The sequence below is a fragment of the Psychrobacter sp. P11F6 genome (genome assembly GCF_001435295.1).
Lineage (GTDB): Bacteria > Pseudomonadota > Gammaproteobacteria > Pseudomonadales > Moraxellaceae > Psychrobacter.
Genome location: NZ_CM003594.1, coordinates 1,875,045 through 1,891,682, shown reverse-complemented (window position 1 = coordinate 1,891,682; position 16,638 = coordinate 1,875,045). Strand labels below are relative to the sequence as shown.

Below are 16,638 nucleotides of genomic sequence, written 5' to 3'. Positions count from 1 at the left end.
GTTCGATTGGCATAGATTTAAGTGACACAATGATGCACTAAATATTAATGTTTACCTAAGATACTGCCGTTGTCGTCTTTCTTAGATTGTTTGGCAGCTTTTTTCTCTTTTGCCGTTAATAGCGGTTTCTTTTTTACGTTCTTTTTACTGTCTTGACCTTTACTCATGGTTTTTTCCTCTTGAGATAAGCCGTAATACCTTTTAAGCCGGTGTAAATAGCTGAAAGGTTAGATTAATGCTGATGACGCAAATAGTGCGTACTGCAATGAGTATATGCTTAAGGTCTCGGAATAGATAGCGCTAGCACAATTCACCTACGATTTGAGTCAATCCTGTATCCATCCCTTGTATGATGCTCCTTCTAAAAATTTGTTTGATAAATGAATTTTATAAGTAGATTTTCGATGCCATGAATTTATTTAGTCAATACTGCTATTAATAAGTGCTTACTTACGGAGTCATCACGATTTGCTATAATAAGCCACAAGCCGATAAGTCGTAGCGGCAAACTTTTATAATATTCATATTTAGCATAAAAATGCTTACTGTTTTGGTTGATTGTTATGCGTATCCGTAAACTTTTTAAATTTGAAAATGCACATATTGTGCGTAATTGTAGCTCTGAGCGCTGCAAACACTCTATCCATGGTCATAGTTATCAGATTGAACTGATTCTTGAGGCTAAGCGCTTGGATCACGGACAAATGGTCTATGATTTTGGCTTATTAAAATCGTCTATCAAGGACATTATCGATAGCTTTGATCATGCGATTTGTTTTTGGAATAAAGACGACCCTGAGTATGTCGCTGCCTGTAAAAAATTCAGTGCGCGCTGGATAAGCTTGCCAGTATCGCCATCGGCAGAGCAGTTTTCACGCGTGATATTCTTTTGGGCGCAAGAAATTTTAAAACAAACCCAAATGCAAAACGGTGAATCTGATGTCAGCGTTTACTCGGTGATTGCACACGAAACCGCTACCGGTTACGCGCAGTGCTTTGCTGATGATGTGGCGAATGAGCAAATGGGTAAGCTTCATCTAGAAGCGTTTGAGTTTAGCGATCAAGTCAGTGCCGAGTGGCACGACCCTGAGCTATATGCCAAATTGATCCGCGCTGAAAGCTTTATCAACCCAACGGTGACGATGCAGGTACAGACGCAAGTGCAGGCAGGTAAGCCCGATGCCTAATAGTACAACAGAGGACAAAAACACTAAGACGCTGACACTGTATACAGAAGCTGATACTCAACGTTTGGCTGCGCAATTGGCAGCTTTACCCTTGACAGGTAGTGTCTGGTTGGCAGGTGATTTAGGGGCAGGTAAAACGACTCTGACTCGCTATTGGTTGCAGGCGCTCGGGCATGCAGGTGCCGTCAAAAGCCCGACTTATACCTTGGTTGAGCCTTATAGCATCGAGCAAAAAGATGGCTCAATCAAGCCAGTTTACCACGCGGATTTGTATCGTCTGCAAGACCCAGAAGAGCTGTCTTTTATCGGTTTTGATGAGTATTTGGATGAGCCAAATGCGTTGGTTGTCATCGAATGGGCAAGCCGTGCGGACAGCTATTTACCGCCGCCCACCTTGTTTATTGATATGACGCAAGCTACTAGCACTGATAAGGATAATGAGTCTCGTCAAGTTGAGCTGCGGCTATCGAAGGCTGGGCAAGCGCAAGGCTTGGATTTATCCTCTATTAAGATTTAATTATACATTTGAATATTTAACAGACCTTAATATAAGTCATCAATATCTAGCAGTACTACTTATCATCACGTAAAACAACGATACCTCTTAATGCCGCAAATGCCAGACAATCATTCTTATACTCGCATCAAAAAACTATCGCCGCTGCTCATCAATCAATTGGCAGCGGGTGAGGTAGTGACACGCCCAGCAGCTGTAGTAAAAGAGCTGCTAGAAAACGCCATTGATGCTGGTGCGACCAATATTGAGATACATATTACTCAAGGCGGCATGGGTATGATTGAAGTGGTCGACAATGGCGTGGGTATTCATCCCGATGATATGGTCATGGCAATTACCCGTCATGCGACTAGCAAAGTCGCGGATGTCGCTAACTTACACGGTATTACGACGTTGGGTTTTCGCGGGGAGGCGTTGGCGGCGACGGCGGCAGTATCTCGGCTGACTTTAACCAGTAGCTATGATGACAGTGGCATCGGTCGCCAGTTGCAAGTCGCGGGTGTGTTAGATGATGCGCCAAAGCTCATGCCAGTTGTGCATCATCGTGGTACCACCATTACGGTTAAAGATTTATATTTTAACGTACCAGCACGCCGTGGCAATTTGAAATCTATTGCGACGGAGTTCGGTCATACCGAAACGATTGTGCGCGAAGTGGCTTTGGCGCGAGCAGATGTGGCACTGACGCTCTTTCATGATAATAAAAAACGCTTGTCACTTTCTTCAAGTGTGATGTCTTTAAGTACAATGTCTTCAACTACAAGGCTTTCAAATTCAAAGTCTTTAAGTGCTGTTTCTACAAATGCTAATGGCAATAATAATGTCAATCCTTTGCCATTGGCACGTCTTGAGCAAGCGACTGGGTTGTCGTTAACCAAAAAGGCGTTAGAAATAGCGATAGACCTCACCAGTTTAATGCAACCATCCAGAGAATATGTTAATAATGGCTTTAGCGATCAAGCAAGCGTTAATGGTTGGTTATGGCCTATCACTGATTCGCAGGATACCTTACCAAAGTTAATCTATGTGAATGGCAGACTGGTAAAAGAAGCATTGATAAGCAATCAGCTACGCCAACTTGCCCAAACTGCTCAGTTGGTGGGTATTGGCTATGCGCTTTATTTTGACTTGCCCACTCAGTGGCTCAATATCAATGTGCATCCATCTAAACAGCGTATTAAAATAAGTCCGCTTAATAATATTATGGCGCATGTAAGCCATGCGATTCGGGCAAAACTTAAGACGGTAGTGACTTCAGAGACGATCAGTTCTGCTAATACTAATGCTATTCAAATACTAGGTAATAGTCAGATAGTAGATAGCAATCTGTCTATCGATAATGCATTCGCTACTGTAATGCCAAACACATCAACGACTATTCATTCAAGCAAAAGCCATCAGGTAAAAGCGCCCAAACAACCCTATCAGCTGTCAGAAAATAGGTATTCGCCTCAAACCTTAAACATACCAAGTATTTCTGAGAAAATAAGTCAAAACACCACAGATATCGCTAACGATGTCGCAACACATTCGACATCTTTGCCTTATTGCCTAGATGTTGTTACTCATTTAAATGAGGCATTAACCGAATCTGTTGGCACGACATATATTGAGAATAAAGCACTGCCTTGGTTATTGTTTTATCATCAAAGCCAATGTGTATTGATCGGTGCAGAGAATTGGCAATCAAAGATGTGCTCGTTATTTGAGTCAAGTTTACTTAGCAATAGGGCAGGTAAAAAAGATCAATGGTTGCACAGTGCAAATGACATTAATCAGCAACTTGCCGCCGTGAGTATGCAAATGTCAAAGCAAGACTTGATGGTGTTCTTGGCGGATATCGACGCGTTACTGACTCAGCATGCGATTAAAGCGATAGATGGTAATCAATTAGCAAGATTGATGCTATTATCTGCGCCTGAGTCAAGATAGCTATAACGATAAAAAATATAATAAGCAAATTTTAGCAATGACATCGATCAAAGTTATTTATTGCTACTAATATCATTAATAAAGGCAAGCCTATGCAACTTTCATCTGACAGCTCATCTTATCGCCTAAACGCCAATTTAGCAGATAATAGCGTGGTGTGTTTGATGGCGCCGACAGCAAGTGGCAAGACTGCACTGGCTTATGAGTTATATGATACAGGGCGTTATGAGCTAATTTCAGTAGATTCAGCGCTGATTTATCGTGATATGAATATCGGTACGGCAAAACCAACCGCTATTGAGTTGGCGCGTTATCCACATCATTTGGTTGATATTATCGATCCTATGCAGAGCTATAGCGTCGCCGAATTTGTGAATGACGTTGCCGGTTTGATTGATAGCTGTCACGAGAATGGTAAAATACCGTTGCTGGTTGGCGGTACTATGATGTATTACATGGCACTGCTAGACGGGCTATCTCCAGTACCTGACAGTGATGATAGTGTTCGCGCACGTGTGGAGCAGTGGCGGCAAGATAAAGGCATTAGTGCGCTTTACGACTATTTGGGTGAGATAGATCCGATCAGCCATGAGCGCCTTAATGCGACTGATACTCAGCGCATCACCCGAGCAGTTGAAGTTTATCTGCAAACTGATATCCCTATAAGTGACTGGCAGCGAAAGCCCAAGCAGGCATTGGCAAATAATCCCAATCAGCAATGGCACGCATTGACAGTCATGCCTGATCGTCCATGGTTGCATACACGTATCGAGCAACGTTTAGATATCATGTGGAATGACGGGTTGGTGACTGAGGTCATTGGTCTGCTGGAGCGCTATCCTTTAACACCAAATCTACCATCTATGCGCTGCGTTGGTTATCGACAAGTACTAGAATACCTAGTACACATCGATCACCCAGTATCTGAACAGCCGCATCTAGATAAAGCGCAATTTTACAGTGCTTTTGAAGTACTCCAGTCTTCAGATCAATCAAGCTTATCTGATGGTGCGACCGAGGCACTTGCTTGTCAGCAAATGCAAAATAAGGCATTATATGCGACAAGACAATTGGCAAAACGTCAGTACACATGGTTACGTAAAGTCATGCAATTGCCTAGTACTTCCATGGATGGGGCGATAGCAGCCGATACCTCTAGCGAGCAAGGCTATTCTATAGACCGCGATATGGTGGTAAAAGCATTCACTACCATGGCGCAGGCAAGAGACTATTTATATTAAATCTCTCAATGATACTAGGGCGTGTCCTTATTTTAAAATGATGAAAAAATTTAGCCATTTTTAGCCCATTTAGAGGTTAATCGATGGAATTGAGGACACGCCTTAGAGCTATTAGTGATAGAAAAACCACTATCGCCTCAAAATATGGTATGAGTGAATACCTTATAAATACAATATGGTGTACTAAAAATATAGTATTGCAAAAAGCTCTATGCAACTATTAGAAAGTAATGACAATTAGTATCAAATTATATCGTAGATAGCTGTTATAATTTAAATTCATCAAAATAGTAGGTGTAATACTAGCCTGACTGTGTTTTTAATCAGTATTAATTGACGTTTGTTGATAAAAATAACTAATGAAACAACTAGTTACTTAATTATTTACAATAATAATGTATTCGCGATAAAGTGGAATCACTTAAGAACAAGTAGCGTTTATTTAGATACGTTTTATAAAGAAAATTTATTATTGTATCTGCCGTTAGCCATTATAATTAAATTAACACTTAAAATAATTGGCACTAAAACATAATTAATAATATTTAGGAGAGCTCTCATGTCAAAAGGACAAACTTTACAAGATCCGTTTTTGAACTCGCTGCGCAAAGATCGCATTCCTGTCTCTATTTTTTTGGTCAATGGTATCAAGCTGCAAGGTCAGATTGAATCATTTGATCAGTACGTGGTATTGCTCAAAAACACTGTCAGTCAAATGGTATACAAACACGCTATCTCAACCGTCGTGCCGGCACGTAATCCACGTAGTACGACGACAGGTACGAGCACCCAACCGCAAAGCGCTGCTCCAGCAGGTTATCAAGGCGGTGGCTTTGAACGCGGTAGTAATCCTGCTAGCACAGGTGGTTTTGAAGAACGCGGTTTTGCGTCTAATCGCAGTGGTTTTAATCGTGGCGGCTTTAGCCAAGGCCAAGATCGTGGTTTTGAGCGTGGTAGCTTTGGTCAGAGTCAGGAGCGTGGCTTTGAGCGTGGCGGTTTTGGTCAAGACCGTGGTTTTGAAAACCCAGCAGAAAATACGGGTTTTGAGGAAAAGCCAAATGATGGATCTAATGATAACAATGGTTAGAGACTAAGGGTTAGAGAGCAAGATTCATTATCGAAGGTGTATTACTAATACGTGATTTATCCGATCAAAACCTGCTTTTTATAGTGGGTTTTTTTTGTATAAATAAACGTATAATAATGGTCTAAAATGACGTGCCGAGTGGTTAGCGATTGGTTTCGTAGATTATTATTAATATTGGGCATAGTATAGTAAAATACAGTATTGATTCATTATAAAATAGAGCGAATCCATGAGTAATACCCAAATCAATCTAACCCATGAGCAGTTTATTAGTAAGGCTATCGAAGCGATTAACACTGAGATATCGGCATTGGCTTTACTAACAGAGCAGATAGACGATAGGTTTGCACAAGCATGCGATATTATTTTGGCTTGTAAGGGTCGCGTCGTGGTCACTGGTATGGGTAAGTCAGGATTGATTGGGCGTAAAATAGCGGCGACGTTTGCCTCTACTGGCACGCCAGCCTTTTTTATGCATCCTGGTGAAGCTGGGCATGGCGATTTAGGCATGTTGGTAAAAGGTGATGTACTGCTTGCTATCTCTAACTCTGGTGAGTCCGATGAGATTAAGATGCTGCTGCCAGTGGTCAAACACCTAAATATTCCACTGATTAGTATTAGCCGTGATAAGCGCGGTATGTTGCCTCGTGCCGCGAATATTGTATTGACGCTCGGTAAATCGCAAGAGGCTTGTCCACTTAATCTTGCTCCTACTTCCAGTACCACGGCGACCTTAGCGCTTGGCGATGCATTAGCCGTTGCCTTAGTCCATGCGCGCAACTTTACCTCAGAGGATTTCGCATTATCGCATCCAGCAGGCGCATTAGGTCGTCAGCTGCTAACGCGAGTTGAAGATTTAATGCATACTAAGTCGGAAGATTTGCCGCTCATTCATCAGCAAGCACCACTGCAAGAAGCGCTTTTTACTATGTCTGCTGGGCGCTTAGGAATGACGGTGGTGACCGATGATAATGATAAGGTGGTTGGGGTATTCACAGATGGTGACCTACGCCGTGGTCTAGAAAAAGGCATCGATTTGCAAACGCCGATGGGTGAAGTAATGGTTAGTAATCCACGGCGCATTAGCAAGACCATGCGCGCATCAGACGCGCTCAGTGTGATGAATGAAAATGGTATTAGCCAGTTGCTAATTATTGACGACCAAGATCGTTTAGAAGCAATTATTACGGTACATGATTTGCTACAAGCCGGTGTAAAATAAATAGAATTAATAAAGATATCGGTTTGTACAGTATAGATTCACACAGTATCTATTTATAACAATAAAATGTAAAAAATAGCCTTAAGAAAGAGGGACATGATGCAAGACTTAATCAAAAAAGCCGGACAAGTAAAGCTGTTGATAATGGATGTCGATGGTATTTTATCAAACGGTCAAATTATCTATGATGCCAATGGTATCGAGACCAAGGCCTTTTCTGTCCATGATGGCGTAGGCGTTAAGTCGTTAGCACGTTATGGCATTTTGACAGCTATTATTACAGGTCGTAGCAGTGCCATGGTAGATAAGCGCGCCGCGGAAATGGGCGTTAATTATGTGGTGCAAGGTCGTGATGATAAGCTGGTTGCTTTAAATGAGCTGCTAACCATACTTGATCCAGCGCTCAATATCACGGCTGCTGATTGCGCTTATATGGGCGATGATTTACCAGACATTAAAGCGATGCAGACCGTTGGATTTGCTGCAACAGTACCCAATGCGCATGCTGAAGTCATCAATCGCAGTGACATGGTCACCACCCGAGCAGGTGGCACTGGCGCTGTACGTGAAGTATGTGACCTCATTTTGAAAGGTCATGGACACTATCAAGACTTCATCGCGCACTATACGCTTGATGCAGCAAAAACTCAGGATAATTTGTCGTGAATACTCGTGTTTTAATAGTTCTTGCCTTGATTATTGCTGGTATTGCAGGTTGGTTTTTTCAACAGCAAGGAGAGATAGCGCCGCCAGTTAGCATGGAAGCGACCGATGTTGATTATGAAGCAACAGATATCAAAGCGGTACAAACTAATGAGAAAGGCGAAACTGAGTATGAGCTGACTGCCAAAACATTGACGCACAATCCAGAGACCAATTTAGACGAGATGTCAGGCATCACTATGAATTGGGAGCCATCGGCAGAGCAGCGTTATCGTATTGAAGCGGGTAGTGCTGCTATCAGTCAGCAGACGGGTGAACTCAGCTTGTCAGGGGGCTTTTCACTGGTCAGTGAAGGCAATAAAGACGCGCCAGATATTGAACCGATAAAGGTGACAGGTAGTATCCTTAAAGGCAATACCAAATCAGGGCAAGTATATAGTGACGCGCCTGTTAAGATTGAACAAGGCATGAATCGGTTTGAAGCTTCTAGCATGACCGCCAACCTTGAGACCGGTGAATATGAGTTTGGTCAAGTGGCTGTCGCTTTTACTCCAGCTGAACGCCAAGATAAAGCACTGTTTTGATCGCAGTAACTTTTATTGACTATGTAATAAAAATAGCAGCTAGCATAAAGTTTGCAAATCCTACTACCCATTATAAAACGAGTGATTTTTATGACATCTAAATTTTTGCCTACTTTGCGCTCATCATTAGCACGCTTCAATCTAACATCGTGCCGCTTGCGTCAATTACATGTGCTGCCAACGGTTATGCTGCTGGCACTGCCACTTTACAGTCATGCGCTGCCATCAGATGCCAATCAAGAAATCAAACTATTGGCTGATAAAGCGACCTATAGTGAGCGTACAGGCGTTACCAGCTATTCGGGTAGTGTCATTATCACTCAAGGTACGTTTAAAATGACCGCTGATAACATTACGGTTAACCTATCACAGGGTCGCAGTATCAACTCGGCAGTAGCGACCGGACGCCCTGCAACCATGCAACAGGTAGTCACACAAGAAAAAGGGCTGGCAAAAGGTCAAGCCAATAAGATTGATTATAATGCGGTCACTGGTATTGTTACTTTGACGGGTAATGCTAAGTTGGTTCAAAATGGCGCAAGTTTTGCGGGTAATGTCATTCGTTATAGCCTAAAAGCTGGTGATGTTGAAGCAACTGCTGGCGGTAATCAGCGCGTAGAGTTGGTGTTTCCTCCCAGTAGTAATGGTAGCCAAAGTAGCATCCGCTAAAAAGCTGAATAGTTAATGTAACTGTATCAACATCCCTTAGTGTATTAGTGCTTGAATTCTGCAACCGTATGAGTAAGTTATGAGTGATAATAAAAATACAAACCCTTTAGCAACCAACAATAACGCAGCGCCTGCGACGCGACTATCAATGCAAAATCTAGGCAAACGCTATGGTAAGCGCTGGGTTGTGAAAGATGTCTCTTTCTCCGTAGAACAAGGGCAAGTCGTTGGTTTATTGGGTCCAAATGGTGCAGGGAAGACAACCAGCTTTTATATGGTAGTTGGGTTGGTCAATATGGATAAAGGCCGTGTCACTTTAGGAAAAATGGATCTGTCTAAATATGCCATGCATGAGCGTGCGCGTGCGGGTATTGGTTACTTACCACAAGAGGCGTCTATTTTTCGAAAATTGTCTATCGAAGACAACATCTTAGCTATTTTAGAAACTCGTAAAGAATTAAATAAAAGCGAGCAAAAGCAAGAGCTGGAAAAACTAATCGGTGAATTCCATCTAGAGCATGTACGAAAATCATTAGGCATGAGCGTATCAGGTGGTGAGCGTCGTCGCTGTGAAATTGCCCGTGCATTGGCGGCTGACCCAAAATTCATTTTATTAGATGAGCCATTTGCAGGCGTGGATCCTATCTCTGTTGGTGATATCAAAGACGTTATTTTGACCCTCAAAAATCGTGGTATTGGTGTTTTGATTACCGATCATAACGTTCGCGATACCTTGGCTATTTGTGAGAAAGCTTATATCGTCTCAGAAGGTGCTATTATTGCTGAGGGTACTTCTAGTGAAGTGTTAGAAAATGAATTGGTGAAAGCTGTTTATTTGGGTAAAGACTTTCACGTATAAATGAGGATGTGTTGAATATTCGGCTTGTCTCGAATACATTTTTGCTAAATGCGCATCGATTAGCTCTGCGTATTTTTAAATGTTCAATACACCCTTAATATCTTAACGTGTTTTTCGCGCTACTATTTACGCTGTCTGTTAAACTTATAATTTCCATTAAGTTCTCAAGACAGCGCTTGCTACTTTTCCTATATCTAGCTATTCATCACATTTAGCATCACCTCTTCTATAAGATCTAGTCCATCATACTGATGGCTAATTTATCTCAAAGATCATTCTCAAATTAATGCTTATCAGAGCGTCACGATATTTTATCAATTAATCTTGATTGGACACTTGAATAAGGTTCATACGTTATGGCAAAAAATAAGAGCAGTTATGTCTGTCAGCATTGCGGCGCGCATTTTGGCAAGTGGGCAGGGCAATGTACCGATTGCGGTGAATGGAATAGCTTGGTCGAAGCACCAAATGTGAGCATGCCGCATCATAATAAAAACGTTTCTAAACCAGCAGCAAATCGATCAGCCTTTCGTGAATCAGGTGGTGCACCATCAGGGAATTATTCAGGTACGCATAGTGCGGTTATGCCGCTCAATGCTGTGAGCGTAACGCTAGACACACGCTTACCAACTGGTATTAGTGAGTTTGATCGTGTACTTGGTGGTGGATTGGTTGCTGGTTCAGTCGTTTTAATCGGTGGTGATCCTGGTATCGGTAAATCGACGATTTTGCTGCAAACTGCGACTAATATGGCACGTGCCGACTCATTGGCAGGTAGCGCCTTGTATGTGACTGGTGAAGAATCATTGGCACAGGTTGCTATGCGCGCTAGGCGCTTAGATTTACCGGCTGATAGATTACGCGTACTGGCCGAAACCAATGTAGAAACTATTTGTGCCGCCTTGACTCAAGAGCAGCCTGCCATCGCTATTATTGACTCTATTCAAACCATTTATACGGATGCAATCAATTCTGCACCTGGCGGCGTCAGTCAAATTCGAGAGTCTGCGGCTATCTTGACTCGCTATGCCAAACAAACTGGCACCGCGCTATTTTTAGTGGGTCACGTCACCAAGGAAGGCACGCTCGCAGGGCCGCGCGTTCTTGAACACATGGTTGATACGGTCTTATATTTTGAAGGTCAATCAGACTCACGCTTTCGGATGATTCGTGCCGTCAAAAACCGCTTCGGTGCCGTCAACGAATTAGGTATTTTTGGTATGACAGATATGGGACTGAAAGAGGTCGCCAATCCATCAGCGATATTTTTGAGTCGCTATGACAAACCCGTTGCTGGATCTGTCGTCATGGTCAGCCGCGAAGGCACACGACCCTTGTTGGTGGAGGTGCAAGCTTTAGTGGATGATTCGCAAGGCTCACCTAGACGAATGGCATTAGGATTGGATTTTCAGCGTCTGTCCATGCTGCTGGCCGTCATGCATCGACACGGCGGTATTCATACTAGCGGACAAGATGTGTATGTCAACGTCGTCGGTGGTGTCAAGGTTATAGAGACTGGGTCTGACTTGGCAGTATTGTTGGCTTGTGCCTCAAGTATTAAAGAAAAAGCCTTGCCATCGTCATTGGCTGTATTTGGTGAAGTGGGATTGTCGGGTGAAATCCGTCCTGTACCAAACGGTCAAGAACGTTTAAAGGAAGCGATGAAACATGGATTTAAGCATGCCATTATCCCAAAAGCCAATGCGCCTGCTAAGGATGCTCCTCAATTTAAAGGCATCAATGTGATTGCCGTTGAGCGTCTTGATGATGCCATTGAGAGTGCATTTGAACTGTAAGGTGTAAGGGTTAATCATTTTGATTACACCTTGTTTTATAAGTTATTGCTAAGCGCTACAGCTTTATTTGTAGCCTAATGGATACAATAAACTGAAACTATAAAAAGCGCCTAACACTGATGTGTTAGGCGCTTTTTATGGTCTAATACAAATAGACTGTTTTTTTAGAATTATGGTCCTGAAACGCGCTCAATAGCAACATTACCAACACCTTTACCCGTAATACCGAGTTTTTTGGCAGCACCATAAGACAAATCTAGCACACGGTTACCATGGAATGGACCACGATCATTCACTTTTACCACGACGCTTTTACCATTGGTCTTATTCGTGACTTTAACATAGCAATTCAATGGCAGTGAACGATGCGCCGCTGTCAAACCATTCATATCGAATGTTTCACCACTGGCTGTTTTACGACCATGGAATTTACGACCATACCAAGAGGCTAGGCCTGTTTGCTTGAATTTACTGACCGAGTTAGAGGCTACGGCTGTCAGACGCTCTAATACATCTTCATCATTAGTCAGTTGAGAGGTGTCACTGGCTAACAGCGAGCTGCTAAGTGCCAACGAGGTTGGTTGGCGTGCTGACTTCACCAAACTTGATGCGCCATCATGTTGACGGCTAAGCTCACCAAGTACACGATCGATATGGGAGGCGTTATCTTGTGAAATCATCGCAAGAGAGGTTTTGGCTTCTACAGCATTTGCATTAGTAGCAACTGCGGAGCCAGCAAACAATACTGCTGACATGGTAAGTAAACCAGATAAACGCTTATTCATAGATACCTCTATAACTTATACTTTAAAATCTAACTCTAATAGTTCTAGACTGAGCGTGGCAATGTTAGACCAATCTAACAGCGTCACAAACTCTAAAGCCGCATCATCAATATTTTTTTTCATATAATTATTGATACTAAACGTGGCTTTTATAGATTTTAAGGTATGGTAATTTTTCATTTTATTATCATAAGCGGGTCGGGATAATACGACCAAAGATACTTATGAAACGCTCAAATGACAGCTAACGATATTAGTAGAACACCCAATCCGAATACAAAGGTTGAGTACCGAGTCCGCTATATGTGCTATTTACAAGCTTTCTAACATTGCTAAATTAGTAAAGGTTTTAGAAGGTATTGCGTGTGTCTTTGTTATTAAACCGTTAATTAAGTAGTGTATTTGAAAGCTTGGAATCTACAATTCGCTAACTATACGTACGAGCTACAACCAAAATATAATTAAATGCAAAGTTTATTAGTAGCTATGTACGGGTTATGTATCAAAGTACAGTTAAACGAGGTTAACGCAATTATTTGTAAAAAACAAGGATTAAAATCTATCAGTACCAATTGGCAACGAAGTATTTTGATGAGAGGAAATATAAGGGTATTTTTAATTATTTAAATTAAATCAATGGCTTGTATTTGTTATTGAAAGTAGATAGGAGGATTTTTATGGCAAGTTATAGGACTTGCCATAAAATGATGAAACAATAAAATTTGTTAGAAACCCTTAATTTGTTGTTGATTTACATTTATTTTCAACCATTTTGCATGTGACAATATTCTAAATAAAGGCTTTAATTGGCTGGTTCATCCGCCTTACAACTTTTATATAGCCTGTGTTCTTTGGTTTTTAACATGAATAGCATTAAGGTAAAGCTTGAGTGTTCATTAGAGAATCACTGGTAACTTTGCATCAATTGGGCTTGTGAGTGTGAATCGACATAAGTAGTCCAAATCCTGCCATCAAGGTAACGATCGCAGTACCGCCATAGCTAATGAAGGGCAGAGGAACGCCAACGACGGGTAAAATACCACCAACCATACCCACATTAACGAACACATAAACAAAGAAAGACATGGCAATTGCACCCGCTAGTAATCTACTATATACATCAGGATGGGTGAAAGCGATGTATAAGGCGCGCAGGAGCAAACAGGAATAAATGAACATTAATAAAATCACGCCCAACAAGCCAAACTCTTCTGAAAAAGCCGCGATAATAAAATCAGTATGACCTTCTGGTAAAAAATGTAAATGCGACTGCGTGCCTTCTAAATAGCCCTTACCAGTGAGCCCACCCGCACCGATGGCGGTTTTCGACTGAATGATATTCCACCCAGCCCCTTGTACATCGGCTTCAGGATTGAGCAGTGTTAAGACACGTGTACGCTGATAATCATGTAATAGAAAATTCCAAGCAATCGCAATAAGCGGTATCGCTAATATGGCGGCAGCTGAAATCAATCGCCAAGACAATCCTGCCAAAAAAAGCACAAAGATACCACTGGCTGCCACCAATAGTGACGTCCCAAGATCAGGTTCTTTTGCAATTAATAATACAGGGACGATGATTAAGGCTAAGGTAATGACGATGCTAGATAGAGAGGGCGGTAGATCACGCTTGGATAAAAACCAAGCACACATCATTGGCATCCCAAGTTTCATAAATTCTGAGGGTTGCACGCTGCCAAACCCTGGTAAATTAATCCAGCGCTGAGCACCCATACGTACTTCACCAATGATATCGACCAATACCAATAAAATTAATCCCATTACATAAAAGATGGGTGTAAAAGTGCGATAAAGGCTAGGCGGTATCTGTGCCATGATAAACATAACCGTAAAGGCCACACCATAGCTGACCATTTGACGTAATACCATACCGACATCTTGACCGGCCGCACTATATAAAATTGTCAAACCAATGCAGCAAACCGTCAATAAGAGGAGGGTCAACCATGGATCGATATGTATACGCTGCCATAACGATGGTGCATGACCTTGGCCTAAATGATGGCTCTGACGTGAAAAACGGTATTGCGGATTAGAAGACATAGGCAAAGTGTGTCTGGCAATTGAGGTAAGAGGGAATTTTCAAATCAGATCAACATTTAAAGGTAATCGCACCGTATCTATATCTATGCAAGTAAAATATCGTAGATAAAGTAACACATAAGAAATAAAGTCACATAATTATAAAAATTATAAGGATAAGTGTTAATTACCAATAACACGCCTCTGATTAGAGGCGATAGTTTAGCTTGCTTGCTGAAAATTTGATAGTATCGATAAAACGTTTTTAGCGGTAGCTTGTTGCAATGACCAATACAAAAAAATATCCTTATAGGCAGATTCACAAGCCTATGCTTGCGCTACTCATCTGTGCCAGTAGCATCTCTGTTCATGCCGCTATTATCAGCGACAATAGTGAGCGCCGTATCCAAGTACGTCAGGGTAGTAGCAGTAACGCTCACATCAGACCTTCGGCGAATACTACAAGCTATAATTCTGGCGTTACCATGCTGAGTGGCGATAGCATGCAAGGATTGATTGCTCAAAAGCAGCGTGATTTTGATTTCGATGACAGTCTGTCTATTGAAGAAAATAAACGCATGAATGTCAATCGGCGCGCGCCTGCTTATAATACAACTTACAGTAATAACAGCTACAGCACGGCGAACAATACTTACAATAGTACTTATACTGATTCTATTAGTATGGATTTTAACGCGTGGTTGAATAGCAATAGCTACCGTGCTAGGCAAGTAGCAGATTTTCAACGCTATCTAAATTCGCGGGTAGGGGTACACAATGTACCGCCTATGTCGCAGTTGCTCACAACAGCGCGAAGCTGGAGCAAATGTGGCTATGAGCCTTATCAGTTGCCACCGCAGGAGTTATGGGCAAATATCGTCCCGACATTACGTTTGTATGGCGAATTGAAGCATCAAGGAATTCTACCCATCAGTAGTGAAATACGCTCGGTATATCGCAGTCCTGGCCTTAATGGCTGTGCAGGTGGCGCCGATAGTAGCAAGCATATGAATGCCAGTGCTATCGACATCTGGGTACCAGAGTATGAAGATAACTTATGGCGGCTCAGTACGATGCAAGATGGCTTATGCCAGTTTTGGCAATATCAGGGGCAATCTCATAATTTCGGTTTAGGGCTATATGCTACGGGTGCGATACATCTAGACACGGATGGTTATCGTAAATGGGGCTTTAATCATGCCAGCAGCTCATCTTCGTGCCGCTATTAAGTCATCTATGATCTATCGAGGAATCAAATAAATATAAGCCAGAGCGAATTAAAATAGAGTAAAAGCGCTATAATAATACTGATGAAAGGCAGCGCTAAATGATGAATAGTTTAGCATTAAAAAACTATGGTTAATGATCATTTAGTTTATGAAATCACATAGCGTCTATTGTAAGTAGGATTTATGAAGAAGCGGTATTCAACCATGGTGAAAACACATAAGTCTGATAAGCCAAAAAAAGCGTTTTTGCAATCAAATAACACGTATATGGCTTTGTTTGGTTCGGTCTTGCTATCTCTTTTATTGATCAGTGCTTGTAGCCCAGAAACGTTTTCTGAACAAGGCTCTCTAACAGCCGAAGATTCTGTTACTGATCCTGATAGAAACTTACAGGACGTTGAAGATATTGAAGATAATATCAAGAACTCTTACGCTCGGCTGGCTTCAAAGCGCTCAGATATCTGTCCAAAACTCATACAAGAAGAAATAGGCAGTCAGGTCGTTGAGCGTACTGCAGAAGTGATGGTGAATAATCATTGTGATTATTTTTTATACCCACGCAGTGGTCAGCAGATCTCGGTTAGCATTAACGACAGTCAAATTGAAGCACTACTCATAGTGCCAGCGCTGCATGATTTTGCTAATGGTGACTATCAAGTAGACTCTTATGACAAGCACGTGATTCGATTGACCTATAATGGTGCAACTTATAAGCCTGAAAATTTCATGTATGACGTGGCAGTGACTATTTCTGGTTAAGAGCATTATTTTTTGTATGGACAACTTACTATCGACTTTTAGCACCAATCATAATTAGAGTGTTA

General features: G+C 41.9%; 16 protein-coding genes and 1 pseudogene. 13 read left to right on the top strand and 4 right to left on the bottom strand.

All coding sequences use genetic code 11. From position 1 onward, the window contains the following. Positions 1-44: 44 nt before the first annotated feature. Entirely contained in the window at positions 45-167 is a 123-nt protein-coding gene (locus AK822_RS15180) for a hypothetical protein (protein ID WP_020443648.1), read from the bottom strand. Positions 168-563: 396 nt separating this feature from the next. Between AK822_RS15180 and AK822_RS07740 the strand changes: the two genes are divergently transcribed. The 11 genes from AK822_RS07740 (at position 564) to radA (ending at position 11,757) form a co-directional block, all read left to right on the top strand. Next, positions 564-1,187: a 6-pyruvoyl trahydropterin synthase family protein gene (locus tag AK822_RS07740; RefSeq protein ID WP_060491188.1), complete on the top strand. Its 624-nt coding sequence runs from the start codon at positions 564-566 to the stop codon at positions 1,185-1,187. Beyond that, positions 1,180-1,704 (top strand): tRNA (adenosine(37)-N6)-threonylcarbamoyltransferase complex ATPase subunit type 1 TsaE, encoded by a 525-nt coding sequence (tsaE, locus tag AK822_RS07735; RefSeq protein ID WP_060491187.1) that lies wholly within the window; start codon positions 1,180-1,182, stop codon positions 1,702-1,704. Before AK822_RS07740 ends, tsaE begins: the two co-directional genes overlap by 8 nt. Before the next feature lie 99 nt (positions 1,705-1,803). Continuing rightward, positions 1,804-3,636 (top strand): DNA mismatch repair endonuclease MutL, encoded by a 1,833-nt coding sequence (mutL, locus tag AK822_RS07730; protein WP_060492224.1) that lies wholly within the window; start codon positions 1,804-1,806, stop codon positions 3,634-3,636. A gap of 92 nt (positions 3,637-3,728) precedes the next feature. Next, the gene (miaA, locus tag AK822_RS07725; protein WP_060491186.1) at positions 3,729-4,877 is read left to right on the top strand and encodes a tRNA (adenosine(37)-N6)-dimethylallyltransferase MiaA; all 1,149 of its coding nucleotides are present in this window, start codon (positions 3,729-3,731) and stop codon (positions 4,875-4,877) included. Between the two features lie 559 nt (positions 4,878-5,436). Further along, positions 5,437-5,964 (top strand): RNA chaperone Hfq, encoded by a 528-nt coding sequence (gene hfq, locus AK822_RS07720; RefSeq protein WP_060491185.1) that lies wholly within the window; start codon positions 5,437-5,439, stop codon positions 5,962-5,964. A 229-nt stretch (positions 5,965-6,193) separates the two neighbouring features. Then, entirely contained in the window at positions 6,194-7,186 is a 993-nt protein-coding gene (locus AK822_RS07715) for a KpsF/GutQ family sugar-phosphate isomerase (RefSeq protein WP_055124929.1), read from the top strand. Positions 7,187-7,285: 99 nt separating this feature from the next. Beyond that, the gene (locus AK822_RS07710) at positions 7,286-7,852 is read left to right on the top strand and encodes a KdsC family phosphatase (RefSeq protein WP_060491184.1); all 567 of its coding nucleotides are present in this window, start codon (positions 7,286-7,288) and stop codon (positions 7,850-7,852) included. Further along, positions 7,849-8,433 (top strand): LPS export ABC transporter periplasmic protein LptC, encoded by a 585-nt coding sequence (lptC, locus tag AK822_RS07705; RefSeq protein WP_045446404.1) that lies wholly within the window; start codon positions 7,849-7,851, stop codon positions 8,431-8,433. Before AK822_RS07710 ends, lptC begins: the two co-directional genes overlap by 4 nt. Before the next feature lie 90 nt (positions 8,434-8,523). Beyond that, a complete protein-coding gene (gene lptA / locus AK822_RS07700) occupies positions 8,524-9,102 on the top strand; it encodes a lipopolysaccharide transport periplasmic protein LptA (protein ID WP_045452840.1) in 579 nt (192 codons plus the stop codon). A 79-nt stretch (positions 9,103-9,181) separates the two neighbouring features. Next, a complete protein-coding gene (lptB, locus tag AK822_RS07695) occupies positions 9,182-9,961 on the top strand; it encodes an LPS export ABC transporter ATP-binding protein (RefSeq protein ID WP_045452843.1) in 780 nt (259 codons plus the stop codon). 356 nt (positions 9,962-10,317) lie between these two features. Beyond that, complete coding sequence (radA, locus tag AK822_RS07690; protein ID WP_060491183.1) at positions 10,318-11,757, top strand: DNA repair protein RadA; 1,440 nt, start codon at positions 10,318-10,320, stop codon at positions 11,755-11,757. Between the two features lie 170 nt (positions 11,758-11,927). Here the strand turns inward: radA and AK822_RS15275 are convergent. From AK822_RS15275 to rodA, 3 genes and pseudogenes are all read right to left on the bottom strand, one after another. Then, positions 11,928-12,269: pseudogene (locus AK822_RS15275) on the bottom strand (septal ring lytic transglycosylase RlpA family protein); the annotation flags it as partial. A 288-nt stretch (positions 12,270-12,557) separates the two neighbouring features. Then, positions 12,558-12,722, bottom strand: coding sequence for a hypothetical protein (locus AK822_RS14870; RefSeq protein ID WP_157292382.1), 165 nt, complete (start codon positions 12,720-12,722; stop codon positions 12,558-12,560). Between the two features lie 741 nt (positions 12,723-13,463). Continuing rightward, positions 13,464-14,606 (bottom strand): rod shape-determining protein RodA, encoded by a 1,143-nt coding sequence (rodA, locus tag AK822_RS07680; RefSeq protein ID WP_060491182.1) that lies wholly within the window; start codon positions 14,604-14,606, stop codon positions 13,464-13,466. A gap of 263 nt (positions 14,607-14,869) precedes the next feature. Between rodA and AK822_RS07675 the strand changes: the two genes are divergently transcribed. Both AK822_RS07675 and AK822_RS07670 read left to right on the top strand, forming a co-directional pair. Next, on the top strand, positions 14,870-15,814 hold the full coding sequence (locus AK822_RS07675; RefSeq protein WP_060491181.1) for a D-Ala-D-Ala carboxypeptidase family metallohydrolase: 945 nt from the start codon (positions 14,870-14,872) through the stop codon (positions 15,812-15,814). Between the two features lie 183 nt (positions 15,815-15,997). Beyond that, positions 15,998-16,573: a hypothetical protein gene (locus tag AK822_RS07670; RefSeq protein ID WP_167541671.1), complete on the top strand. Its 576-nt coding sequence runs from the start codon at positions 15,998-16,000 to the stop codon at positions 16,571-16,573. Positions 16,574-16,638: the final 65 nt, after the last annotated feature.